A 24,192-nucleotide genomic window follows, 5' to 3' on the forward strand; every position below is an offset into this window, starting at 1 on the left:
CCTGTCGTACTGACAGGCGATGAGCCGATACTAAAGAGCCCCGCGTACCAGACGAATGCGTCGTTGGCAGGAGGGGCTCTCGTTATTTGGTCGTAGGTTTCACACAGATCACTGTAGGAGCGAGCCTGCTCGCGATGAACCCGAGAACGCCGCGGGGTTTCAGGTTTCCAGCGTTATCGTTGACGACCATCGCGAGCAAGCTCGCTCCCACAAGGGATCAGTGCTTGGCCACAAGGTCCTTGGGCAGCTTGAACGTCCAGAGCATGCCACCCTGGTTGAAGTCCTTCACCCGCTTGGCCACTTCGCCGCCCCACAGCGGTACCGCGCCGCCCCAGCCGGAGAGCACCGAGACATACTGTTCGCCGTCCATTTCCCAGGTGATGGGCGAGCCGAGCACGCCGGAGCCGGTCTGGAATTCCCAGACCTTTTCGCCGGTCTTGGCGTTGAACGCCTGCAGGAAACCTTCAGGCGTGCCGGTGAACACCAGGTTGCCCTTGGTGGTCAGCACCCCGCCCCACAGCGGCGCGTAATTCTTGTGACGCCAGACTTCCTTGCCGGTTTTCGGATCGATGGCCCGCAGCACGCCGATGTAGTCTTCGTTCAACGGCTTGATGGTGAAGCCGGCACCGAGGAACGCCGCGCCTTTCTTGTAGGCGATGCCTTCGTTCCAGATGTCCATACCCCATTCATTGGACGGCACATAGAACAGCCCGGTGTCCCGGTTGTAGGCCATCGGCATCCAGTTTTTCGCACCGAGGAACGCCGGTGCCACGAACACCGAGCTGCCCTTGGCTTCCGAACCCGGGGCGCCGGGACGGCTGGCTTCGTTGTAGATCGGCCGGCCGTCCTTATCCAGGCCAGTGGCCCAGGTGATCTTGTCCACGAACGGGAAGCCACGGATGAATTTGCCGTTGGTACGATCCAGCACGTAGAAAAAACCGTTACGGTCGGCCGTGGCCGCTGCCTTGATCTCCTTGCCGCCTTCGTTGTAGTTGAACGACACCAACTCGTTCACGCCGTCGTAGTCCCAACCGTCGTGAGGCGTGCTCTGGAAGTGCCACTTGATGGTGCCGTCGTCCGGGTTGAGCGCCAGGCGCGATGAGGAGTAGAGGTTGTCGCCAGGGCGCAGGTGCGAGTTCCACGGCGCCGGGTTGCCGGTACCGAACAGCAGCAGGTTGGTTTCCGGATCGTAATAACCGCCAAGCCAAGGGGCCGCACCGCCGGTTTTCCACAGATCGCCCGGCCAGGTCTTGCCCGCCTCGCCACCGGAGATGCCGTTCTCCACGGCTTTGCCGTCCTTGTAGACGTAGCCCATATGGCCTTCGACCGTCGGCCGGGTCCACAGCAGATCACCGTTTTTCGGGTCGTAGGCCTCGATCTTGCCCACCACGCCGAACTCGCCACCGGCCACGCCGGTAATCAGCTTGCCGTTGATCACCAGCGGCGCGGCGCTGATCGAGTAGCCTTCCTTGTGATCGGCGACTTTCTTGCTCCACACCACCTTGCCGGTGTCCTTGTTCAGCGCCACAAGCTTGGCGTCGAGGGTGCCGAAGATCACCAGGTCGCCATACAGCGCGACGCCACGGTTGATCACGTCGCAGCAAGGGCGGATGTCATCGGGCAGACGCGCATCGTATTGCCACAGTTTCTTGCCGGTGCGCGCATCCACGGCGAAGACCCGGGAGTAGGAACCGGTCATGTACATCACGCCGTCCTTGACCATCGGCTGCGCTTGCTGGCCACGCTGTTTTTCACCGCCGAAGGAAAACGCCCAGGCCGGGCGCAGCTCCTTGACGTTGTCGACGTTGAGAATATCCAGCGGGCTGTAGCGCTGCCCTTGAACGCCGAGGCCGTTGGTCACGACCTGTTCCGGGTTCTTCGGGTCCTGGAGAATGTCCTGGTCGGAAACCCCGGCCAATGCCTGGCCGGACAACAGCATGGCACTGAGCAGCAAGCTCAGGACGAAGGGCTGGCGACGTGCGGGTTGAGTCATGACGGCTTCCTCTGCGGATTTTTGTTATGTCCGGAAATTTTCCGGTCTGGTGCAGATTCTTGGGCGCCGCCGCCCTGACAACAATTGCCCGCAATGAGGAGATTGCTAGTTCCTTGGTACAGGGTGGGAGGAGATGGACACAAGATTTTTTTAACAGCACCGGCCCCTGTAGGAGCGAGCCTGCTCGCGATGGACTCAAGGACACCGCTGGGTGTCAGGCTGCCAGCGTTATCGTTAACGTCCATCGCGAGCAGGCTCGCTCCTACAGGGGATCTGTGGTCGGCTACTTGCTGGCAGAATCCACCCGCGTCATCCGCTCGCGCTCGTAGCGCGGGTACAGATGACTGACGCTGCGGATCAGTTCATAACGGCTCAGGCTGATCCCGGCGAAGCGTTCGGGGATGGGGCTGCGGATCATCTCGGCCATATCACTGCCATTGGCCGCGCCGTCGCGCATGAGCTGATCGAGCCAGCTCAGGTAATCGCGCATCTGCTCGAAGGGTTGTCGATCACTGGCCACCGGCCCATGGCCCGGCACGACCTGCGTCCAGGGCAAGCCTTGCAGGGTCGCGATGTCCGCCAGCCACACTGACAGCCCCGGACTGTTGGGCGTGGTCAGCGCCCGCTGATAAAACACCAGGTCCCCGGCATACAGCACGCCGGTTTGCTGGTCGAGAATAGCCAGATCCGCGCCCGTATGCCCACCCAGGCTCAGCAGACGCAGATCGTGATTCCCAAAACTTTTCACGCCGGGTGTCAGCGTCTGCGTCGGCAGCAACACTTCGGTGCCACGCATCCAGTCGCCGACCATCCGGTACATATTCTCGGCCATGGCATCGCCTTGCCGGTGCAACAGTTCGGTGGTGCCGGCCAGGGCGCCGATCGGCACGTCGGTGAAGGCTTGATTGCCCAGCACATGGTCCGGGTGGTGATGGGTCAGCAAGACCTCGATCACCGGCTTGTCGGTGGTGGCGGCAATGGCCTTGCGCATCGCTTCGCCGTAACGCCGGGACGGCCCGGTGTCGATCACCACCACACCGCGTTCAGTGACGATAAACGCCGTGTTGACGATGTTGCCGCCGTTGGCCTTGGCGAAATTATCGGTACTGCCTTCCAGCAGCCAGGTGTCCCGGGCGATCTGCCGGGGCTTGAGTGAGTAGTCGAGATCGGCCAGGGCCGGCAGACTGACGCTTAACACCATCAACAGGATCCAGCGCATGCCACGCTCCTTGGGGTCAGGGGATCGACGCATCGAACTCATTGCCACTGTTGTCCCGCAGTAACAGACGTGTTTGCCCTGCCCCCTCGATGTCAAAGGCCAGGTTGGGGTTTTCGCTGACCGCGGGGAACAGCTCCAGCCGGGCCAGCACGTGTTGGTTGTGGTCACGCAGCTCGGCATGGTTGATGAAGAATTCCGGAATGCCGCTGACCATGCCGTTGTCCATGGGATGGGCCACCTGCATACGCAAACGGCTGAATCCGTCCCGGGGATAGCGCCCGCCGAGCACTTCGCCGATGTGTTCCTCCCAGCCCGGCTGGGTGCGCACCAGGCTCGGCGCGGTGCAACCGCCACCTGCGGCGTCAATCAGGGTCGAGCCGACATGCCACAGCCCGTCGCGGGTCAACACCGCCGCGCGCAGGGGCGTGGCCTGTTCGATGCGAATGCGCAACGACAGCCAGGGCAAAACCGAATCCAGCGGCTGGAAGTCGACGATTTTCGGCAACGGATTCAGTTCTGCCCAGGCGAGGATTCTCACCACCTCGCCCTTGAACGCCCGGGCGTCGATTTCCAGCGGCACCTGCCGGGCGTCTTCGGCAAACGGCGGCGCCAGCAGCTTGACCCGTTCATCGAAAACGAACGGCGCATTGCCCAGAAACTGCTGGTGATAGAAAGCCCACATCACCGATGGCACCGGGTCTTTGCCAGGATCGATAGCGCCAGCCTGCGCCGTCAGGCTCAACCAGCAGGCCAACAGACAACTCCCTCGCCATTTCATCGCCTGCTCCTTATTGATACATCTCGGGCACGTCGTATTGCAGGCCGTAACGGCCGTAGATGGTCTTCACCGAACCCTCGCGGATCAGGCCTTCGAGCGCCTCTTCCACGGCATAGGCCAGTTGCCGGTTGCTTTCGTGCACCGCCATGCCGATTTCCCAGAGCTGCTTGCCCATGTTCGGGTAGGCATTTTCTGCCAGCGCCAGCTGCGGGTCGGCCGTTTCGTGCACTTGCCAGTCGATTTCGCCGCGCATGGCCATCACCGCGTCGACCTCACCGGCCTTCATCGCGGCAAACGCCTGGGGCACGCCGGGGTAGTGATGGGTCTTGCCGGCGAGCATGCCGTTGAACACCGAAGTCAGGTAGAACGACGGCACGCTGTCGACTTCGACACCAATCGGGTGCTGCTCGAACACCGCGACGCTGGCGACCTTGTCCAGCCTTCGGCGGTCATAGGCCACCTGCCATTGTTCGTTCTGGTACGGACCGAACATCACCACATGGCCGTTGACCAGCTCACCGACTTCGTTGCGCCTCTGCGCGTAGTCGTGGTCGTAGGGCACGCGCATCATCAGGTCGGCCAGTTGCTGGTTGTGCAAGGCACTGGCACGCCAGATGTAATCGCGCAGGTCGTCATCGAGCTTTTCCCCGGCCGGCGCCCAGATCAGCGTCAGGCGCACGCCGAGCGCCTTGGCCAGGGCTTCGGCCAGCTCGACATCGACACCCTGGGGTTTGCCGGCACGTTCAAAGCTGTAGGGGGCGAAGTCCTTGTAGACCGCAACCTTCAGCTCCCCGGCGGCGATCATTTCGTCGTAGTTGCGAACCTGCGCCTGCGCCGCCTGGCAGCACAGCCACAGAGCGCTGATCAACACCGCGAACAGGCGCATGGGTCACTCCTCGACGTGCACAGTGTCCAGATAAGTGCGCACCGCCCACAGGGCTTCCTGGCTCAGGTAGTCGGCCATCTTCGGCATGTACACGCGACCGTCGCGTACCGCGCCATGGCGCACCCTTTCGACGAACCATTCATCGCCCGCCTCGCCGACATCGAGCATGCGCAGGTCGGGGGCGATGCCGCCGGACTTGGCCTCCAGGCCATGACAGGCCGCGCAGTTCTGGGTATAGGCCGAAGCGCCGATTTCCACTGCCTTGTCGTGTTCCGGGGCAGTGCGATACGGGTTTACCGCGGCCCAGCCATCGGCATCGAGCTGCACACCGGCATCTTTTATCGGGGTCAGGCCCTGGGTGGCGACAGCCTGTGGCACCACGTTGCCGTGGGCCCAGACCGAACCTGCGCTGATCAAACTGGCCAATAGACCGGTCACGAGCAAGGCGTTGCGTTTTGTTGTCATTGTCATGCCCTCTGGATTGCACGCAAAACCTCTTGGCAGAGGCTATGGCAGCCATCTTAGAAAGCCCTGCGCTCAGACCCCATGCTGCTTTGGTGGTCGCCACCTACTCCCTTGGTCGTAAGGCGATCGTTGGACACCGGACGCGGGCCCTGGAGCCGGTCGACGCCGATCAGGGTCAGGATCAGCAGAAACGGCAGGAGCAGTGCTTTGACGATACGCATGGTCAATCCCCTCCAGATCAGTGGCCGTGGTTACCCATGCTAGAACCGCGCCGTGTGTGGCGGGCTACTACCTTGGTACTGGCCCTTCGGTACTTTCTGCATATTTTCACCGCCCCCCAGGCTTCCTATGCTGGCGCTAACGGTCATGGAGAGCCTTATGCGCCAGCTTGCCCCTTACGCCCTGATCTACCTGCTGGCGATTGCCTGCGCCGCCGGCCTGGCCACCCAAAGCCAGGCCGCCGATGCGCCCTTGCAGGTGCGGATCGGCTACCTGGGCTATCGCCCCGACCCCGGCCCGTTGCTGTCCAACGTCATTCCCGAACCCACCGATGCCGGGCTGCGCGGCGCCGAACTGGCGATCACCGACAGCAACAGCACCGGGCGTTTTCTCAACCACGGCTACAGCCTGGTCAGCGCCAGCGTCGACAGCCCCGAAGCCTTGCTCGAAGCGGCGAAGGCTCAGCACGAACAAGGCCTGCGCCTGTTTGTGGTGAATGCCCCCGCGGCCAGCCTGCGCCAATTGAGTGCGGCACTGCCCGACAGTTTGCTGATCAACGCCGGCAGTGCCGATGACAGCCTGCGCACCACCGCTTGCCTGCCGAACGTGCTGCACACCTTGCCGAGCCGGGCGATGCTCGCCGATGCGCTGGCGCAGTTTCTGGTGTTGCGCAAATGGCAGCGGGCGCTGCTGATTGTCGGCCCGACGCCCGACGATCAAGCCTATGCCGCCGCCCTGCGCCGCGGGGCCAAGCGTTTCGGCTTGCAACTGGTGGCGGAAAAAACCTGGAGCTTCGATAACGACCAACGCCGCAGCGCCCAGGCCGACATGCCGCTGTTCACCCAGACCGCCGAGTACGACGTGGTACTGGTGGCCGATGAACGCGGCGACTTCGGTGAATACGTGCCCTACCAGACCTGGTACCCGCGCCCGGTCGCCGGCACCCAGGGCCTGACCCCGGTGGGCTGGCACAAGACCGTGGAAACCTACGGCGCCGCGCAGCTGCAAAAACGCTTTGAAGCCCTGACCGGGCGCTGGATGAATGACCGCGATTTCGCCGCCTGGATGGCCGTGCGCAGCATCGCCAGTGCCGTGAGCAAATTGCGCCAGGCCGAGCCGATGGCGATCCGCACGCTGGAAATCAGCGACCAGTTGCCCCTCGACGGTTTCAAGGGCCGCAAGCTCAGCTACCGGCCGTGGAACGGCCAGTTGCGCCAGCCGATTCCTATCGTCCAGCCCCGGGCACTGGTCAGCACCTCGCCCCAGGACGGCTTTCTGCACCCGTTCAACGAGATGGACAGCCTGGGCTACGACAAACCCGAGGTCAGCTGCCGCTTTCCCTGATCCGAACATCACAACAACAAGGAATCCGCCATGCGCCGCACCCTGCTCTCGTGCACCTTGCTGCTCGCCGCTGGCCATGCCGTTGCCAGCACTGCCTGGGTCTCCAACGAAAAGGACAACAGCCTGAGCCTGATCGACATGCAGACCCTGCAAGTCACCGACACCCTGCCCGTCGGCCAGCGCCCCCGGGGCCTGCTGCTGTCCCATGACAACAAGCTGTTGTACATCTGCGCCAGCGACTCGGACCGGGTCCAGGTGATGGACGTGGCCACACGCAAGATCATCAAGGAACTGCCCTCGGGTAAAGACCCGGAGCAATTCGCCCTGCACCCGAACAACCGCTGGTTGTACGTCTCCAATGAAGACGATGCGCTGGTCACGGTGATCGACACCGAGACCTCCAAGGTGCTCGGCCAGATCGATGTCGGCGTCGAGCCCGAGGGCATGGCCGTCAGCCCTGACGGTAAGTGGGCGGTCAACACCAGCGAAACCACCAACATGCTGCACTGGATCGACACCAGCACCCAGACCCTGGCCGACAGCACTCTGGTGGACCAGCGTCCGCGCTTCGTCGAGTTCTCCCCCGATGGCGCCAGGCTCTGGGCCTCGGCGGAAATCGGCGGCACCGTGACCATTCTCGATGTAGCCAGCCGCACCGTGCTCAAGACCCTGAACTTCCAGATCAAGGGCGTGCACCCGGACAAGGTCCAGCCGGTCGGCATCAAGCTCAGCGCCGATGGCAAGTACGGCTTCGTCGCCCTCGGCCCGGCCAACCATGTGGCGGTGATCGATGCCAGGACCTTCGAGATTCTCGATTATCTGCTGGTGGGTCGACGGGTCTGGCAGATGGCGTTCACCCCGGATCAGAAACAGTTGCTGGCCACCAACGGCGTCAGCGGCGATGTCTCGGTGATCGATGTCGACAGCCTCAAGGTCAGCAAATCGGTGAAGGTCGGGCGCTATCCCTGGGGCGTGGTGGTGACGCCATGAACGCCCTTGAAGTCAGTGACCTGAGCTTTGCCTACGGCGCCCGGGAGGCCTTGCGCAAAGTGAGTTTCAGCCTGGAACCCGGGCGTTTCGCCGCGCTGCTGGGACCCAACGGCGCCGGCAAGTCGACCCTGATTGCCCTGCTGACCCGGCTCTATGATCTGCAGCACGGCGAGATCCGCGTCGGTGGCTGTTCATTGCGCAGCGCGGCACGCCCGGCGCTCAGGCAATTGGGCGTGGTGTTCCAGCAAAGCACCCTGGACCTGGATCTCAGCGTCGAGCAGAACCTGCGATATCACGCGGCATTGCATGGCCTGTCCCGGTGCCAGACCGACCTTCGGGTCGACGCCGAACTGGCCCGTCAGGCCCTGACCGAGCGCCGCCGCGAACGGGTGCGTGAGCTCAATGGCGGTCATCGTCGCCGGGTGGAAATTGCCCGCGCCCTGTTGCATGAGCCGCGCCTTTTGCTGCTCGATGAAGCCAGTGTCGGCCTCGACCCGGCGAGTCGCCTGGCGCTCAACCAGCACATCCGCAGCCTGTGTCGCGAGGAGCACATCAGCGTGCTCTGGACCACCCACCTGCTCGACGAAGTGCAACCCAGCGATGACTTGCTGATCCTGCATCAAGGCCGGCTGGTGGCCAGCGGACAGGCCGATGCCCTGAGCCTGGAGCACGGCGGTGACCTCGGTTCGGCCTTCACCCGCCTGACTACATCGGGAGCTGCCCAATGAACGCTTACTGGCAATGTTTCAGCGGTATCGTGCTGCGCGAGTGGCTGCGCTTTGTGCTGCAACGCACACGATTTCTCAGCGCCCTGGTGCGGCCGTTGCTGTGGTTGCTGGTGTTTGCCGCCGGTTTTCGCGCGGCGCTGGGGATAGCGATCATCGAGCCCTACGACACCTACATTCCGTACGAGGTCTACATCATTCCCGGCCTGGCCTGCATGATCCTGCTGTTCAATGGCATGCAGGGGTCTCTGTCGATGGTCTACGACCGCGAGATGGGCAGCATGCGCGTGCTGCTGACCAGCCCTCTGCCCCGAACCTTCCTGCTGTGCAGCAAACTGGTGGCCACGTCACTGATTTCGCTGTTGCAGGTGTATGCGTTCCTGGCGATTGCCTGGGCTTACGGCGTGCGGCCACCGGCCATGGGCCTGTTGCTGGCGTTGCCGGCGCTGCTGCTGGTGGCGTTGATGCTCAGCGCACTGGGCCTGTTGCTGTCGAACGCGATCCGCCAGCTGGAGAACTTTGCCGGGGTGATGAATTTCGTGATCTTCCCGCTGTTTTTCCTGTCATCGGCGCTGTATCCGCTGTGGAAGATGCGCGAGGCCAGCGAATGGCTGTACTGGCTGTGCGCGGTAAATCCGTTCACCCATGCGGTGGAGCTGGTGCGCTTTGCCCTGTATGAACGCCTCAATCCGCTGGCGCTGGCGGTGTGCGCGGGGTTGACGCTGCTGTTCGCATTGCTCGCCGTACTGACCTTCAACCCGCAGCATGCGGCCTTGCGTAAATCCGGGTAAATACATCCCCTGTGGGAGCGAGCTTGCTCGCGATAGCGGCGGCACATTCAATAAATGAATTGACTGACATAACGCTATCGCGAGCAAGCTCGCTCCCACAGGGGTTCTTCATTAAGCAGGGTGAAATTACTACTTTAGTACTGGTTTCCCTGTCTATCGTCGCATTCCCAACATCCCCCAACTGGCATGTAATAGGTCCATAACTATAAGGACTGACCCCATGCCGCGTGCCCGACGTTGCCTGTTGCGCCCTACTCTCGCCGCCCTGTCGCTGGGCCTGCTGCTGAGCACCGCGCAGGCCGACACCGCACTGTTCTCTCGCGACGGCTATCGCATCGGCCTGTACCGCAGCCCGACGCCGGACCAACTGCAAGGCGCAACCATCGTCGATACCCACGCCCTGCAAGCCCTGCTCGGCCAAACCCCGCGCCCGCTGCTGATCGATGTCTACCGCCGCCAGTGGCTGCAAGGGCAATTCATCGAAGACCAGCCCCATGAAAACCTGCCCGGCAGCCATTGGCTGGCCAATACCGGTGACGGTGAGCTGACGCCGCAATGGCAGGACTATTTCGCCGCCAACCTGAAAAAGCTGACCGCCGGCGACCCGACGCAACCGCTGGTCTTCTATTGCCGCTCCGACTGCTGGTTGAGCTGGAATGCGGTCAAGCGCGCAGCCACCATGGGCTATAAGACCCTGTACTGGTATCGCGATGGCCTGGACGCCTGGCAAGCGGCCAATCTGCCGGTTTCGCCAGCCAGGCCCGAACCCTTTCCCTGAGCTTTACGCGTGCGTGTTGTTGCCACACCATAATCAAAATAATGAGGTGAAAGGCCATGTACAAAATTCTGATTGCCGATGATCACCCGCTGTTTCGCGAAGCCATCCACAACGTCATCAGCGACGGTTTTGCCGGCAGCGAAGTGATGGAAACCGCCGACCTGGACAGCGCCCTGGCACTGACCCAGGAACACGATGACCTGGACCTGATCCTGCTCGACCTGAACATGCCCGGCATGCACGGGCTCAATGGCCTGATCAACCTGCGTAACGAAGCGCCAACCATTCCGGTGGTGATTGTCTCCGCCGAACAGGACAAACAGATCGTGCTGCAAGCCATCACCTACGGCGCGGTGGGTTTCATCACCAAGTCTTCACCCCGCGCCCAGATGACCGATGCCATCCAGCAGATTCTCAATGGCAATGTCTACCTGCCCCCGGACATCATCCGCACCGCCAAAAGCAGCACCCACCGGCGGATGAACGACACCCCGAGCTTCCCGCCCGAACTGCTCCAGGCCCTGACCCGCAAGCAGTTGCAGGTATTGGAGCGCATGACCAAGGGCGAATCGAACAAACAGATCGCCTACACCCTGGAAATCGCCGAGACCACGGTCAAGGCCCACGTCTCGGCGATCCTGCGCAAGCTCAACGTGCACAACCGGGTGCAGGCGATCCTGAGTGCCGGGGATATTGATTTCGGGTCTTATCTGCGGCGGTGAGTCAAGACCGCGTCGCTCTCATCGCGAGCAAGCTCGCTCCCACAGGTACGATGCTATCCCTGTGGGAGCGAGCTTGCTCGCGATAGCGGTGGCAGAAACGCCGGGTTCTCAAGGCCGGCCGAGTAGATGACTCATCGCCGTCTTCAGCTTCATCGGCCGCACCGGCTTGTGCATCAGGGTGTGGCCCAGTTCGCGGATCTGCTGCTTGAGTTCATTGCTGTAGTTGGCCGTGATCATCATCGCCGGGAGCGGTGACGCGCGCCGGGCATTGATGCGCGCCACGGCGTCGACACCGTTGCGATCGTTGTCCAGGTGGTAATCGGCAATCAGCAGGTCGGCCTCGGCGTGGAAATTGTCCACTTGCCGCGCCAGGTCCTCCTCCGACAGCGCCGTCACCACCCGACACCCCCACCCCTCCAGCAAGGTGCGCATGCCGGCACAGATAGTCGCGTCGTTGTCCAGCACCCATATCCGCGCCCCCCGCAGGCGCTCGAGCATCGGCTCGCTCATCTGCAACGCAGGCTGCGGTTTCGGCGCGGTGGCGCTCAACGGCACTTCGACCGAAAACATCGAGCCCCGGCCCGGCCATGAGCGCACATGGATGGGATGCCCGAGGATGCCGGCAATCTTCTCTACGATCGCCAGACCCAGGCCCAGGCCGCGATCCTGATCGGGGCGCTGCACATCACCACGCTTGAACTCCTGGAAAATCTCCTCCAGGCGATGCTCGGCAATGCCCATGCCGCTGTCCCAGACTTCGATCGTCAGGCACTGATGATGCCGCCGGCAACCGAGCACCACGCGACCACTGTAGGTATAGCGAATCGCATTGCTCAGCAGGTTGCGCAGAATCCGCGCCAGCAGCTGGATGTCACTGCGTACCAGCGCCGAACAGCCGATGAAGTGCAATTGCAGGCCTTCACTGCGCGCCACCTGGGTGTATTCGGCGGCCAGGTTGTCCAGCAGTTCACTGAGGGCGAACGGCGCAATGTCGGCCTTGATCACCCCCGCATCGAGCTTGGAAATATCCACCAGGGTGCCGAGCAGGTTCTCCACGTCTTCCAGGGAATTGCTCACGTTGCGCACCAGAATCTCGCTGGACATCGGCTCGCGCCGTTCCAGCAAGGCACTGGTAAACAGGCGCGCGGCATTCAACGGTTGCAGCAGGTCATGGCTGACGGCGGCAAGGAACTTGGTCTTCGACAGGTTGGCCTGCTCGGCTTCCTGCTTGGCCTCGCGCAAGCGTGACTCGACCAGGCGTCGCTCATCGATCTCGCGCAGCAGCTGGTCGTTGAGGGTGGTCAATTCCGCCGTGCGCTCGCGTACCCGCAGCTCCAGGTTCTGATACGCCTGATGCAGCGCCTCGGCGGTACGGCGGCGTTCGGTGATGTCGCGGATCAGCACGAAAATCCCCACCACCTCGCCACTGGCCAGACGGTTGGGCACATAGGAGCGCAGCATGTAGCGCTCCTGGTTGTTGACGTTGGTTTCGGCGAACTCGAATGTCACGCTCTCGCCGGCCAATGCCCTGGCCACGTAGGGCTCCAGCCGCTGGTAATGCTGCTCGCTGTGCACTTCGCGCAGGCTCTGGCCGAGCATCACGCCGCGAGGCCAGCAGTACCACTCTTCGTAGACCTTGTTGGTGAACTCGTAGACCAGGTCGGCATTGAGGTAGGCAATCAATGCCGGGACGTGATCGGTGATCAGGCGAATCCAGTGTTCGCTTTCACTCAGCGCCTCGGCGTGCTGGTAGCGCTCGGTGATGTCGGTGAAGGTGTTGACGAAACCGCCGGTGGGCAACGGATGGGTGCGAATTTCCAGGACCCGGCCATCGTACAGGCGTTGCTCGCATTCGCGCACCGGTCGTCCATTGCCATCGCGACTGGCCGGGGTCAGCAGGTTCAGCTCGCTGTCGGCGATCACTTCGGCAAACGGGCGATGGGCCGCCACCGGCGCCAGGCCGCTCAACTCCAGGAACCGACGGTTCCACAACTCCAGGATGCCCTCGGCGCTGACCATCGCCACCCCTTGGGACAGGTTGTCGACCGCCCGTTGCAACAGATGCGACTTCTGCGCCACCGCCTGCTCACGGCGTACGGTTTCGCTGAGTTTGACGTCGGTGATGTCGGTGAACAGGATCACCCGCCCTCCTTCCTGGGTCGGGCGCTCGCTGACTTGCAGCCAGCGCCCGTTCTGCAGGCGGTAAAGCAGGTTTTCGTCGGCATGCCCGCGCGGCTCTTCCGTGAACAGGGCGTTGTTCATCATCAGTCGCTTGACCTCGGTCAGGCGCATGCCGGCGTTGATCCGCACCCGGCTGTTGCTCCAGAACGCCTTGAAGCGACTGTTGAACAGCACGATGCGCTGCTCGGCGTCGAACAGCACGAAGGCGTCGGAAATGCTTTCGATGGCATCGATCAGGTGTTGGTGCGCCGTTTCCGCGCGCAGGCGGGCTTCGCTGAGCAAATGATTACCGGCCTTGAGTTCGGCCATGGCCTGGTTCAGGGCATCGGTGCGTTCGCGCACTTGCTCGGCCAGCACCACCGAATGCTGGAATGCCGCGTACGGATCGTTGCCGCGGGTTCCCCCGGACTCGACCCGCTCGATCAGCGCGCCATTGATGCGCTGCAGTTTGTGGTTTTCCAGGCGCAGCCCGGCCAGCTCGGCCTGCAGCTCAGCGATGTCCTGGGGCACGGCCACGGGCAATGGCAACGCCGGTGAAGGTCTGGTTGATGTGCATGCCATTGAACTGTTCTCCATAGGTGTTGAAACCCATCACCCGTTGCTCACGCAAAAAACCGCCGATCTGATCAAGACTGCCGTCGTCTTCGAGTTCCAGACGCCGCAGGAAACAGTCGCAACCGATGGTCAGCAGCAAATCGCCCAGGCGCTCCTGCAATCCTTCGAACAGGCGCTGCAGGTTCGGCAGCATCGGCCCCGGGGTCATGGCGGTGAGGACGATGCCGTTTTCCACGGCGCAGTAGAAACTCAGGCTCAGGTCCGGATGCACCTGCTGGATGGCCCGCACGTAGTATTGCTGGTTGATCCGCACCGCCAACGGGTGCGCGGCAAAGACCCGGTGATCAAGCTGCGCCACCGGCACGCCGATGTGCCGGGCGTACTCCTCGGCAGCCGGCTCGGCATTGAGCTCGAAGACCCGGCGCAAGGTGCTGTCGGCCCCGGTGACCACCAGCTTTTCGGCGCGGGGCAGCACGTGGTGGGTGGTGAACACTTCGAAATCCAGCCAGGTATTGACCAGCACCACCACGGCCGCGCCGCTGTGGAACTCGCCATCGAAGTACACATGGGTATGGGTCAGGTAGTTATCGTCGCCGGCCGAACCGCCGAAATGCGGAATGTCGCCCAAGGCCGCACTCAAGGCTGCCAGGACCATTTCTTCACGACTGGACAGGCCATCGAGCAGGGTCAGGGCAAAGCTGTTGCCCTTGATCGGGGCCAGGGTGTTGCTGCGACAGCCACTGACCAGGCGCTCGACCATTTGCTGGGCGTCGATCAGGCTGAAGTGTTCCATCTGGTCGATCAGTTCGATCGAGATGGAAAAGTGCCGGTGGTCGAAGCCCACCGCCGTCACGCAATTGCGCCCATAGCCCAGCGGGGTGATTTCCCCGGCGCTGGTGCAGCCCGCCAGGCGAATGCCACCGAAGCTTTGCTGCAAGGCCTGGCCCAGCGCCTGCAAGTCGTATTCGGCGGAACAGAAGAACAGTACGAACCCCAGGTGCGGGTGCAACAACTGTCGTGCCAGTTCCTGCGCGACCTGTCGGGCATCGGTGGCCTGGGACATTGCACTGACGACGCCTTCGCTCTGCTGCATCCTTACCTCCCGCAGGTGCGTGTGTATGAGGCACGAGTGTACGAAGTCTGTGGGGTGCGACGAATGCTACTTGGGTAGCGGGTAGCCGCTTCGATGGGATGAGACGGTTGGCAGCCCTCGCCGCGATGCGCACGGCCAGGGCCACCTCCCGGGGTTACCAGGTCAGCACCGCGCCCACGGCAAAGGTGTCGGTGTCTTCGTTCTGCTCGTCGGTGTCGTGACCGTTGATTTCAAACTGGTTGTACTCAGCCACCAGCTTGAGGTTGTCGTTCACGTCATGGAACAACGCGATGCCGCGGGTCTCGTAGTCCGCGCCGCTGCCGACCACACCGTTGCCGTCGTCATTGGTCTTGCCGTAGGACAAGGCCAGGCGGTTCTTGCCCAGTTTGTAGGAGCCCTGCATCAGGTAGCCGTCACTGTCGACGTTGCGCAGGGTCGGCTCGCCGGCATTGTTGGTGAAAAACGGGTTGATACCCTTGGCCTGGAAGCCGGACCCGGTGAGGGACAAGCCGCCCATCTTCGCCTGCACGCCATAACCGACCCCCTTGGAGGTGACGGTCTCGACCGTGGAATCGGTGTTGTCCGAGGTCTGGTAGCTGCCGTTGACCCAGCTGTAGATCTTTGCCCCGGCCAGGTCGAACTGATAGGTGACTTCACTCTCGGTACGCGGATTTTCCTGATAGGCCTTGCCCGTCGGGCTGCTGTCGTTGGTGTCCACCGGGTCCATGATGCCGACCGCCACGCGCAGTCCGTCCATCACCGGGGTGCGATAGGTGATCTGCGAGGTCGGGAACGGATACGGGTAACCGGTGCCGATGTTGCCGAACGACACCCCGCCGCCATCCACCAGCCCCAACGTATCGCTGACCTGGCCGTAACCGGCGAGCATTTCGTCGAGCAGGATGTTGGAACGGGCGAACAAGCCGAAGTCCTTGCCGATCAGTACCTCGCCCCACTCCGGGTTGGCCACGGTGCCGAAGAACTGCCGCACATCGATGGCGGTGTCGGTGCCGTTGGTTTCGCTGTCGTTGATGGTGACCCAGAACGAGGCACGGGCGCCGAGCTTGAGATCGTCTACCTGCTTGCCCATGTTGAACCCCAGGTAGTTGGGCAAAAAGCCCATCTTGACCCGTGACTGCCGACGGTCGTATTGATCGCCGGCGCGGTCGACATCGCTGTTTACATAGAAGGCGTTGATATAGCCGTCGGTGGAGAACGTGGTCTGGTCCTTGTCGTACAGCATGATATCCGCCTCAGCCACCTGGCTCAGGCCCAGGGCAGACAGGCTGGCGATAAAGGCTGGCAGAAAACGATGCGTGACGTTCTTATTGTTGTGCATGGCGCGCTCCGAAACGGGGGACTGAGTGTCGGAGGCGATTATCGAAACCTGACGGGCGGCGCCATACGCTGCCTTGGGGCTGGTTTTGAGGTGCTTTGGATTGGCTGGCGGCGCGTGACCGCTATGGCGTAAGACCGCTCGTCGGTGAGGCTCGCCACTTAGGGCGTAGGCCTGTGGACCCGACTGGCATCCACAGGAACCGGCACCGCCTAGGCGTTGGCCTTGAGCAACATGTAGGCGGCGACCATCACGCAGATGCTGGCGAACCCGACCTGCAACGCCCGCGCCGGCACCCGGGCGCACAGCTTGCGACCGATGATCATGCCGATGATGCTCGTGCCAATGAAGGTGGCACCCACACTGTCGATGCGCACGCCGGCATGGAACGCGCCGATCACGCCGATGGCCGAAATCAGGCTGATCACCATCAGCGAAGTAGCGATGATTCCGCGCATCTGCACGTCAGTCAGTTGCTTGAACGCCGGGACAATCAGGAAGCCGCCGCCCACCCCCAGCAATCCCGAGACCACACCCGTGACCGCTCCGAGCGCGGCGAGGGTCGCGGTGCATTTGGCGGTCCAGGAAAAGCGCCCGGTCTGTTGATCGAGCATGCAGTTTTTCTGGCCCCAGTTGGCGTGCCCGTGGTCGCTCGGGCCTTCGTCCTTGCGTTCACGGCGCAACATCCGCCAGGCCACCATGACCATCAGCAGGCTGAACAGGATCATCAGGATTTTTTCCGGCAACTGATGGGCGAAGTAGATGCCCACCGGCGAAAACACCGCACCGAGCGCGGCGATCAGCAACGCCGCGCGATACCGCACCAGGCCATGGCGCAATCCATCGATGGCGCCGACCGCTGCCGCACTGCCCACCGCAAACAACGCCACCGGAGCGGCCTGGGTCATGCTCCAGCCCAATCCCAATACCAGGGCCGGCACCGCGAGAATCCCGCCGCCCGCTCCAGTCAACCCCAATACCAACCCCATTACCACGCCAAACAGACTTGCCAGCAACATAGGGAGTTCTCAGTCGACCCTGGACAGACGCGTCAGCCACTCGCGACCCTTGAGCATACCGTTCCAATAGAACCACGGTAGCAGTGTTGCCTTGAGCCACCACGCCGAGCGGCGCGGCGTCGTCGGGTCAAGGGGAAAGGTCGGCAGCAATTTGCCCGCATAACCGAACTCGGCAAGGATCACCTTGCCCTTCTCCACCGTCAGCGGACAGGAGCCATAGCCGTCGTACTTCAGTGGCAGTGGTTGTTGCTTGCGCAAGGCCAGCAGGTTTTCGGCCACGACCACTATCTGCTTGCGCACCGCCGCGGCGGTTTTTGCATTGCTGGTGCCGCAGATATCCCCCAACGCGAAGATGCCTGGATAGCGCGGATGCTGCAGGCTGTGGGGATCGACCTCGCACCAGCCGGCGGCGTCGGCCAGCGGACTCCGGGCGACGAAATCCGGGGCCACCTGAGGCGGTACGACATGCAGCAGGTCAAAGGTTTTTGCCTGGCGGGTGACAGTGCCCTCGGCGTCCTTGACCTCGAACCACGCGGTTTTCGCAGGGCCGTCGACCTTGACCAGATTCGAATTGAATGCCAGCCGGGCGTTGTACTTCTCGATGTACTTCATCAGCGGCGGGACAAAGGTCGCCACGCCGAACAGTGCCGCGCCCGCGAGATTGAACTCGACGTCAATGTTGTTCAGCACACCGTTCCTGTTCCAGTGATCACAGGACAGGTACAGCGCTTTTTGAGGCGCTCCCGCACATTTGATCGGCATGGCCGGCTGTGTGAACAGCACCTTGCCGCCGCGCAGTTTCTGCACCTGGTCCCAGGTGTAGGTCGCGTGCCGGTAGCTGTAATTGGAGGTCACGCCGTGCTGGCCGAGGGTCTCCTCCAGGCCTTCGATTTTTTCCCAGGCCAGGCGCAGGCCGGGGCAGACGACCAGGTTCTGATAGCTGACCGTGCGCGCGTCACTGAGGATGAGCCGGCCATGATCGGGGTCGATGCCGGTCACGGCAGCCTGCACCCAATTGACCCCGCGCGGCATCACCGACGCCATTGGCCGCACGGTGTTTTCCACGTTGTAGGCGCCACCGCCGACCAGCGTCCAGGCCGGTTGATAGAAATGCCGGGAGTCGGGTTCGATCACCGTGATGTTGAGGTGCGGGCTACGCTTGAGCAGGCTGGCGACAAGGCCTATGCCCGCCGTGCCGCCGCCGATCACCACGATATCTGCACTGATGGATGGGCCCCAGTGTTGATCGTTCATTGCTTGTTCCTTTTGCTGCACGCAAGGATTGTTACCGGTCAAACCACAAAACCAATGTGGGAGCGAGCCTGCTCGCGAAGGTGGCGGGTCAGTCGATAAAGATGTGGACTGACACTACGCTTTCGCGAGCAGGCTCGCTCCCACAGGTTCGGTGTGTTGAATAAAATCAAGGTTGAACCCAGCTTTTAAGCACCGCCCCGCAATACAGCCCGGAGAGGGTTTTCATCACCTGGATCACCTCGTGACTGGCGAGACCGTAAAAAATGTACTTGCCTTCACGACGGGTCGCGACCAGTCCTTCATCGCGCAGGATCCCCAGTTGCTGGGACAGGGTCGGTTGGCGCACGCCGGTCATTTTTTCCAGCTCGCCGACGTTGCGCTCGCCCTGGGTCAGCTGGCACAGGATCAACAGGCGATCCTCATTGGCCAGGGCCTTGAGCAGCGCACAAGCCTTGGAGGCCGAGGCGCGCAGTTGGGCGACTTCACATTCGGTCAGACTGGATTGCATTTGCAGGATGCCTTCAACGTCACTTAAGCTGCGAACATTATGTTTTTACATAAAGTGTTGCAACTGACTTTTCCACCCCTGCACAGGTTCGTGTCCATGCCCGCACTGATTGAAGCTTTCCTCGACCCCGCCTCCTCGACCTACAGCTACGTGGTCTACGAGGCCGATGGCGGGCAGTGTGCGATTGTCGACCCCGTGCTCGACTACGACGGTGCCGCCGGGCGTACCGCGACCACCCAGGCTGACAAAATCATCGCCTTCGTCCGTGCCCGCAAACTGCAAGTGCAATGGCTGCTGGAAACCCACGCCCACGCCGATCACCTGTCCGCCGCACCCTATCTGCGCCAGAAGCTGGGTGGAAAAATCGCCATCGGCGAGTCGATCAGCAAGGTCCAGGACGTGTTCAAGGCGCTGTTCAATCTGGAGCCATCATTTCGAGTCGACGGTTCGCAGTTCGATCACCTCTTTGCCCCCGACGAGTCGTTCATGATCGGCAACCTCAAGGCGACCGCCCTGCACGTGCCCGGCCATACGCCGGCGGACATGGCCTACCTGATCGACGGTGATGTGATTCTGGTGGGCGATACGATGTTCATGCCCGATGTCGGCTCTGCCCGTTGTGACTTCCCCGGTGGCAATGCCAACCAGATGTTTGCCTCGATCCGCAAGCTGCTGGCCTTCCCCGCCAGCGTGCGCCTGTACGTCTGCCACGACTACCCGCCGGAAGGCCGCACTCCCGAATGCATGACCACCGTCGGTGAACAGCGCAAAAACAACATTCACGTGCGCGACGGTATCGACGAAAACGCCTTCGTGGAAATGCGCACCCGGCGCGATTCGGGTTTGGGGATGCCGACACTGTTACTGCCGGCGATCCAGGTGAATGTGCGGGCGGGGAACTTGCCGCCGGCCGAGGACAACGGCGTGACCTACCTGAAAATCCCCCTGAACAAATTCTGACCCTGTAGGAGCGAGCTTGCTCGCGATGGACGTTAACGATAACGCGAGTTTTCTGAACAAACGCGTTGCCCTCAAGTCCATCGCGAGCAAGCTCGCTCCTACAAGGTGATCGTTATTTCAGGTGCCCAGCGTCAGCCCATTGGCCGGCAACGGCAGCGCGGTTTTGTACCTAACCTGCTTGAGCGCAAAGCTCGAACGTATGTTCGCCACTCCAGGCACCTTGGTCAGAAAATCCATCATGAAACGCTCCAGCGACTGGATGGTCGGCACCAGCACCCGGATCAGGTAGTCCGGGTCGCCGGCCATCAGGTAGCACTCCATCACCTCGGGGCGATCGGAAATCGCCTCTTCGAAATGCTGCAACGCCTCTTCCACCTGCTTCTCCAGGCTGACGTGAATGAACACGTTCACGTGCAACCCCAGCAGGTCGGCATCAAGCAACGTCACTTGCTCGCGGATCACCCCCAGTTCTTCCATGGCCTTGACCCGGTTGAAACACGGCGTCGGTGAGAGGTTCACCGAGCGTGCAAGGTCGGCGTTAGTGATGCGCGCATTCTCCTGAAGGCTGTTGAGAATGCCGATGTCGGTACGGTCCAGTTTGCGCATGAGACAAAACCACCTGTTTTTTATGCTTATGCAGGTTTTTTATCTGCAAATGATCTTTAGCGCAACGAAACAGAGAGAAATATTCTTCTTGGGCGGGCCTATGATTGTTGTAGGACAAGAATTCTTCTACCGAACGAAATCTGTCAGCTCACTACAAGAAATTCACAAGATCGAGCGTAGAAGCCATGACCCAAGCGTATGAACCGCTGCGCCTGCACGTCCCCGAACCCTCGGGCCGTCCCGGCTGTAAAACCGACTTCTCCTACCTGCATCTGACCGATGCCGGCACGGTGCGCAAACCCCCAATCGATGTTGAACCGGCTGACACGGCTGACCTGGCCCGTGGCCTGATCCGCGTGCTCGACGACCAGGGCAATGCCCTTGGGCCGTGGGCCGAAAACGTGCCGGTGGAGATCCTGCGCAAGGGCATGCGCGCCATGCTCAAGACCCGCATCTACGACAACCGCATGGTGGTCGCCCAGCGTCAGAAAAAGATGTCGTTCTACATGCAGAGCCTCGGCGAGGAAGCCATCGGCAGCGCCCAGGCCCTGGCCTTGAACATCGACGACATGTGCTTCCCGACCTACCGCCAGCAAAGCATCCTGATGGCCCGCGACGTGCCGCTGGTCGACTTGATCTGCCAGCTGCTGTCCAACGAGCGCGATCCGCTCAAGGGCCGGCAATTGCCGATCATGTACTCGGTCAAGGAGTCCGGTTTCTTCACCATCTCCGGCAACCTCGCCACCCAGTTCATCCAGGGCGTGGGCTGGGGCATGGCCTCGGCGATCAAGGGCGACACCAAAATCGCTTCGGCCTGGATCGGCGACGGCGCCACCGCCGAGTCGGACTTCCACACCGCCCTGACCTTCGCCCACGTGTACCGCGCGCCGGTGATCCTCAACGTGGTCAACAACCAGTGGGCAATCTCCACCTTCCAGGCAATCGCCGGTGGTGAAGCCACCACCTTCGCCGGTCGCGGCGTCGGTTGCGGCATTGCCTCCCTGCGGGTCGACGGCAACGATTTCTACGCGGTCTACGCCGCCTCCGCCTGGGCCGCCGAACGTGCGCGCCGCGGCCTCGGCCCGACCATGATCGAATGGGTCACCTACCGCGCCGGCCCGCACTCGACCTCCGATGATCCGTCCAAATACCGCCCTGCCGATGACTGGAGCCACTTCCCGCTCGGCGATCCGATTGCGCGCCTCAAGCAGCACCTGATCAAGGTCGGCCAGTGGTCCGAAGAGGAACACGCCGCGGTCAGCGCCGAGCTCGAAGCCCAAGTGATCGCCGCGCAGAAAGAAGCCGAACAGTACGGCACCCTCGCCGGTGGCCAGATTCCAAGCGCTGCGACCATGTTCGAAGACGTCTACAAAGAGATGCCGGAGCACTTGAAGCGCCAGCGTCAAGAGTTGGGGATCTGACATGAACGATCACAACAACAATATCGAGCTGGAAACCGCCATGACCACGACCACCATGACCATGATCCAGGCCCTGCGCTCGGCCATGGATGTGATGCTTGAACGTGACGACAACGTCGTGGTCTTCGGCCAGGACGTTGGCTACTTCGGCGGCGTGTTCCGCTGCACCGAAGGCCTGCAGAACAAGTACGGCACCTCCCGGGTGTTCGACGCGCCGATTTCTGAAAGCGGCATCGTCGGTGTCGCCGTGGGCATGGGCGCCTACGGTCTGCGCCCGGTGGCCGAGATCCAGTTCGCCGACTATGTCTACCCGGCCTCCGACCAGATCATTTCCGAAGCCGCCCGCCTGCGTTATCGCTCGGCAGGCGAGTTCACCGCACCGATGACCCTGCGCATGCCTTGCGGCGGCGGTATCTACGGTGGCCAGACCCACAGCCAGAGCATCGAGGCGATGTTCACCCAGGTCTGCGGTTTGCGCACGGTGATGCCGTCCAACCCGTACGACGCCAAGGGCCTGTTGATCGCCTCCATCGAAAACGATGACCCGGTGATCTTCCTCGAGCCCAAACGCCTGTACAACGGCCCGTTCGACGGCCACCACGACCGCCCGGTAACCCCGTGGTCGAAACACCCTGCCGCGCAAGTCCCGGACGGTTACTACACCGTGCCGCTGGACGTCGCTGCGATCACCCGTCCGGGCAAGGACGTCACCGTGCTGACCTACGGCACCACCGTGTACGTCTCGCAAGTCGCTGCTGAAGAAAGCGGCGTTGACGCCGAAGTCATCGACCTGCGCAGCCTGTGGCCGCTGGACCTGGAAACAATCGTCAAATCGGTGAAAAAGACCGGCCGTTGCGTGGTGGTGCACGAAGCGACCCGTACCTGCGGCTTTGGTGCCGAACTGGTGTCGCTGGTGCAAGAGCATTGCTTCCACCACCTGGAAGCGCCGATCGAACGCGTCACTGGTTGGGACACCCCTTACCCGCACGCACAAGAGTGGGCGTATTTCCCAGGGCCGTCCCGAGTGGGCGCGGCGTTGAAACGGGTCATGGAGGTCTGAATGGGCACGCACGTCATTAAAATGCCGGACATTGGTGAAGGCATTGCAGAAGTTGAATTGTCGGTCTGGCACGTCAAGGTCGGCGACATGGTCGTCGAAGATCAGGTGCTGGCCGATGTCATGACCGACAAGGCGATGGTCGATATCCCGTCGCCGGTGCATGGCAAGGTGATTGCCCTCGGCGGTCAGCCGGGCGAAGTCATGGCGGTTGGCAGTGTGCTGATCAGCATTGAAGTCGAAGGCGCGGGCAACGTTAAGGAGTCGGCGCAACCGGCTCCCGTTAAAGAAGCCCCGGTGGTCGCCCCTAAAGTTGAAGCCGTGGTTGAAAGCAAACCGGTCGCTGCCCCAGCGCCGAAAGCGGCTGTATGCCAGGGCCCTATGGTGGCTCGCGCGGCCGATGAACGTCCGCTGGCCTCCCCGGCCGTGCGCAAGCATGCGCTGGACCTGGGCATTCAGTTGCGCCTGGTGCGTGGCAGCGGCCCGGCCGGTCGTGTGCTGCATGAAGACCTGGATGCCTACCTGGCTCAGGGTCAGTCGAATGCATCGACGGTCAGCAGCGCTTACACCCAGCGCACCGATGAACAGCAGATCCCGGTGATCGGCATGCGCCGCAAGATCGCCCAGCGCATGCAGGACGCCACCCAGCGCGCCGCCCACTTCAGCTACGTCGAAGAAATCGACGTCACCGCCGTGGAAGAGCTGCGCGTGCACCTCAACGAAAAACACGGTGCAACTCGCGGCAAGCTGACCTTGCTGCCGTTCCTGGTCCGCGCCATGGTCGTCGCCCTGCGTGACTTCCCGCAGATCAACGCCCGTTATGACGATGAGGCACAGGTCATCACCCGCCTCGGCGCCGTGCATGTCGGTATTGCCACGCAAGCCGATATTGGCCTGATGGTGCCGGTGGTGCGTCACGCCGAAGCCCGCAGCCTGTGGGACAGCGCAGCGGAAATCTCGCGCTTGGCCACCGCCGCGCGCAACGGCAAGGCCAGCCGCGATGAGTTGTCCGGCTCGAGCATCACCCTGACCAGCCTCGGCGCCCTGGGCGGCATCGTCAGCACGCCGGTGCTGAACCTGCCGGAAGTGGCGATTGTCGGCGTGAACAAGATCGTCGAACGGCCGATGGTGATCAAAGGCCAGATCGTGGTCCGCAAGATGATGAACCTCTCCAGCTCCTTCGATCACCGCGTGGTCGACGGCATGGACGCGGCGCTCTTCATCCAGGCCATTCGTGGCCTGCTCGAACAACCCGCCACGCTCTTTGTCGATTAAGCATTTGTGGAGAAAGT

Annotated in this window: 23 protein-coding genes; 10 read left to right on the plus strand and 13 right to left on the minus strand. The window is 62.2% G+C overall.

Features of this window, described 5'->3' with window-relative positions:
* Nucleotides 1–217: 217 nt before the first annotated feature.
* From Q8X48_RS25535 to Q8X48_RS25560, 6 genes are all read right to left on the minus strand, one after another.
* Nucleotides 218–1,993, minus strand: a complete 1,776-nt coding sequence (locus Q8X48_RS25535) for a PQQ-dependent methanol/ethanol family dehydrogenase (protein ID WP_407801733.1) — start codon at nt 1,991–1,993, stop codon at nt 218–220.
* A gap of 283 nt (nt 1,994–2,276) precedes the next feature.
* Nucleotides 2,277–3,212, minus strand: coding sequence for a quinoprotein relay system zinc metallohydrolase 1 (locus tag Q8X48_RS25540; RefSeq protein WP_407801732.1), 936 nt, complete (start codon nt 3,210–3,212; stop codon nt 2,277–2,279).
* 16 nt (nt 3,213–3,228) lie between these two features.
* The gene (locus Q8X48_RS25545; protein ID WP_407801731.1) at nt 3,229–3,990 is read right to left on the minus strand and encodes a quinoprotein dehydrogenase-associated SoxYZ-like carrier; all 762 of its coding nucleotides are present in this window, start codon (nt 3,988–3,990) and stop codon (nt 3,229–3,231) included.
* A gap of 10 nt (nt 3,991–4,000) precedes the next feature.
* The gene (locus Q8X48_RS25550) at nt 4,001–4,876 is read right to left on the minus strand and encodes a substrate-binding periplasmic protein (protein WP_407801730.1); all 876 of its coding nucleotides are present in this window, start codon (nt 4,874–4,876) and stop codon (nt 4,001–4,003) included.
* Between the two features lie 3 nt (nt 4,877–4,879).
* On the minus strand, nt 4,880–5,341 hold the full coding sequence (gene pedF, locus Q8X48_RS25555) for a cytochrome c-550 PedF (RefSeq protein ID WP_007976613.1): 462 nt from the start codon (nt 5,339–5,341) through the stop codon (nt 4,880–4,882).
* 56 nt (nt 5,342–5,397) lie between these two features.
* Nucleotides 5,398–5,562: a hypothetical protein gene (locus Q8X48_RS25560; protein ID WP_177325098.1), complete on the minus strand. Its 165-nt coding sequence runs from the start codon at nt 5,560–5,562 to the stop codon at nt 5,398–5,400.
* A 157-nt stretch (nt 5,563–5,719) separates the two neighbouring features.
* Between Q8X48_RS25560 and Q8X48_RS25565 the strand changes: the two genes are divergently transcribed.
* From Q8X48_RS25565 to Q8X48_RS25590, 6 genes are all read left to right on the plus strand, one after another.
* Entirely contained in the window at nt 5,720–6,904 is a 1,185-nt protein-coding gene (locus Q8X48_RS25565; protein WP_407801729.1) for an ABC transporter substrate-binding protein, read from the plus strand.
* 30 nt (nt 6,905–6,934) lie between these two features.
* Entirely contained in the window at nt 6,935–7,894 is a 960-nt protein-coding gene (locus tag Q8X48_RS25570) for a YVTN family beta-propeller repeat protein (RefSeq protein WP_407801728.1), read from the plus strand.
* A complete protein-coding gene (locus tag Q8X48_RS25575; RefSeq protein WP_407801727.1) occupies nt 7,891–8,622 on the plus strand; it encodes an ABC transporter ATP-binding protein in 732 nt (243 codons plus the stop codon). The genes Q8X48_RS25570 and Q8X48_RS25575 overlap by 4 nt, the downstream gene beginning before the upstream one ends.
* Nucleotides 8,619–9,410 (plus strand): ABC transporter permease, encoded by a 792-nt coding sequence (locus Q8X48_RS25580; protein ID WP_015095437.1) that lies wholly within the window; start codon nt 8,619–8,621, stop codon nt 9,408–9,410. Before Q8X48_RS25575 ends, Q8X48_RS25580 begins: the two co-directional genes overlap by 4 nt.
* 220 nt (nt 9,411–9,630) lie before the next feature.
* Entirely contained in the window at nt 9,631–10,188 is a 558-nt protein-coding gene (locus Q8X48_RS25585) for a PQQ-dependent catabolism-associated CXXCW motif protein (RefSeq protein ID WP_407801726.1), read from the plus strand.
* 56 nt (nt 10,189–10,244) lie between these two features.
* Complete coding sequence (locus tag Q8X48_RS25590) at nt 10,245–10,910, plus strand: response regulator transcription factor (protein WP_007976602.1); 666 nt, start codon at nt 10,245–10,247, stop codon at nt 10,908–10,910.
* 108 nt (nt 10,911–11,018) lie between these two features.
* On the opposite strand, the gene nahK is transcribed toward Q8X48_RS25590, so the two are convergent.
* The 6 genes from nahK to Q8X48_RS25620 all read right to left on the minus strand — a co-directional run bounded on the left by nahK (nt 11,019) and on the right by Q8X48_RS25620 (nt 18,856).
* Nucleotides 11,019–13,652, minus strand: a complete 2,634-nt coding sequence (nahK, locus tag Q8X48_RS25595) for a hybrid sensor histidine kinase/response regulator NahK/ErcS' (RefSeq protein WP_407801725.1) — start codon at nt 13,650–13,652, stop codon at nt 11,019–11,021.
* Nucleotides 13,582–14,739 carry a nitric oxide-sensing protein NosP gene (gene nosP / locus Q8X48_RS25600; RefSeq protein WP_095967634.1) on the minus strand — a complete coding sequence of 386 codons (1,158 nt, stop codon included), beginning with the start codon at nt 14,737–14,739 and terminating at the stop codon, nt 13,582–13,584. Before nosP ends, nahK begins: the two co-directional genes overlap by 71 nt.
* Before the next feature lie 154 nt (nt 14,740–14,893).
* Nucleotides 14,894–16,078 (minus strand): porin, encoded by a 1,185-nt coding sequence (locus Q8X48_RS25605; protein WP_126046098.1) that lies wholly within the window; start codon nt 16,076–16,078, stop codon nt 14,894–14,896.
* A gap of 209 nt (nt 16,079–16,287) precedes the next feature.
* On the minus strand, nt 16,288–17,094 hold the full coding sequence (locus Q8X48_RS25610; protein WP_126046099.1) for a sulfite exporter TauE/SafE family protein: 807 nt from the start codon (nt 17,092–17,094) through the stop codon (nt 16,288–16,290).
* A gap of 9 nt (nt 17,095–17,103) precedes the next feature.
* Complete coding sequence (locus Q8X48_RS25615) at nt 17,104–18,348, minus strand: FAD/NAD(P)-binding oxidoreductase (RefSeq protein ID WP_407801724.1); 1,245 nt, start codon at nt 18,346–18,348, stop codon at nt 17,104–17,106.
* 166 nt (nt 18,349–18,514) lie between these two features.
* Nucleotides 18,515–18,856, minus strand: coding sequence for an ArsR/SmtB family transcription factor (locus Q8X48_RS25620; RefSeq protein WP_007976596.1), 342 nt, complete (start codon nt 18,854–18,856; stop codon nt 18,515–18,517).
* A 96-nt stretch (nt 18,857–18,952) separates the two neighbouring features.
* Here Q8X48_RS25620 and Q8X48_RS25625 point away from each other — a divergent pair, with 96 nt between their 5' ends.
* The gene (locus Q8X48_RS25625; RefSeq protein ID WP_407801723.1) at nt 18,953–19,816 is read left to right on the plus strand and encodes an MBL fold metallo-hydrolase; all 864 of its coding nucleotides are present in this window, start codon (nt 18,953–18,955) and stop codon (nt 19,814–19,816) included.
* 117 nt (nt 19,817–19,933) lie between these two features.
* Here the strand turns inward: Q8X48_RS25625 and bkdR are convergent, their stop codons facing one another.
* Nucleotides 19,934–20,422, minus strand: a complete 489-nt coding sequence (gene bkdR, locus Q8X48_RS25630) for a Bkd operon transcriptional regulator BkdR (RefSeq protein ID WP_095967630.1) — start codon at nt 20,420–20,422, stop codon at nt 19,934–19,936.
* A 185-nt stretch (nt 20,423–20,607) separates the two neighbouring features.
* Between bkdR and Q8X48_RS25635 the strand changes: the two genes are divergently transcribed.
* Genes Q8X48_RS25635 through Q8X48_RS25645 form a run of 3 tightly spaced genes read left to right on the plus strand, consistent with a single transcriptional unit; the run spans nt 20,608 to nt 24,175 of the window.
* Nucleotides 20,608–21,843, plus strand: a complete 1,236-nt coding sequence (locus Q8X48_RS25635; RefSeq protein ID WP_007976592.1) for a 3-methyl-2-oxobutanoate dehydrogenase (2-methylpropanoyl-transferring) subunit alpha — start codon at nt 20,608–20,610, stop codon at nt 21,841–21,843.
* A 1-nt stretch (nt 21,844) separates the two neighbouring features.
* Complete coding sequence (locus Q8X48_RS25640; RefSeq protein ID WP_015095444.1) at nt 21,845–22,903, plus strand: alpha-ketoacid dehydrogenase subunit beta; 1,059 nt, start codon at nt 21,845–21,847, stop codon at nt 22,901–22,903.
* Entirely contained in the window at nt 22,904–24,175 is a 1,272-nt protein-coding gene (locus tag Q8X48_RS25645) for a dihydrolipoamide acetyltransferase family protein (protein WP_407801722.1), read from the plus strand.
* Nucleotides 24,176–24,192: the final 17 nt, after the last annotated feature.

The sequence above is a fragment of the Pseudomonas sp. QLc11A genome (assembly GCF_052112305.1).
GTDB lineage: Bacteria > Pseudomonadota > Gammaproteobacteria > Pseudomonadales > Pseudomonadaceae > Aquipseudomonas > Aquipseudomonas laurylsulfatiphila.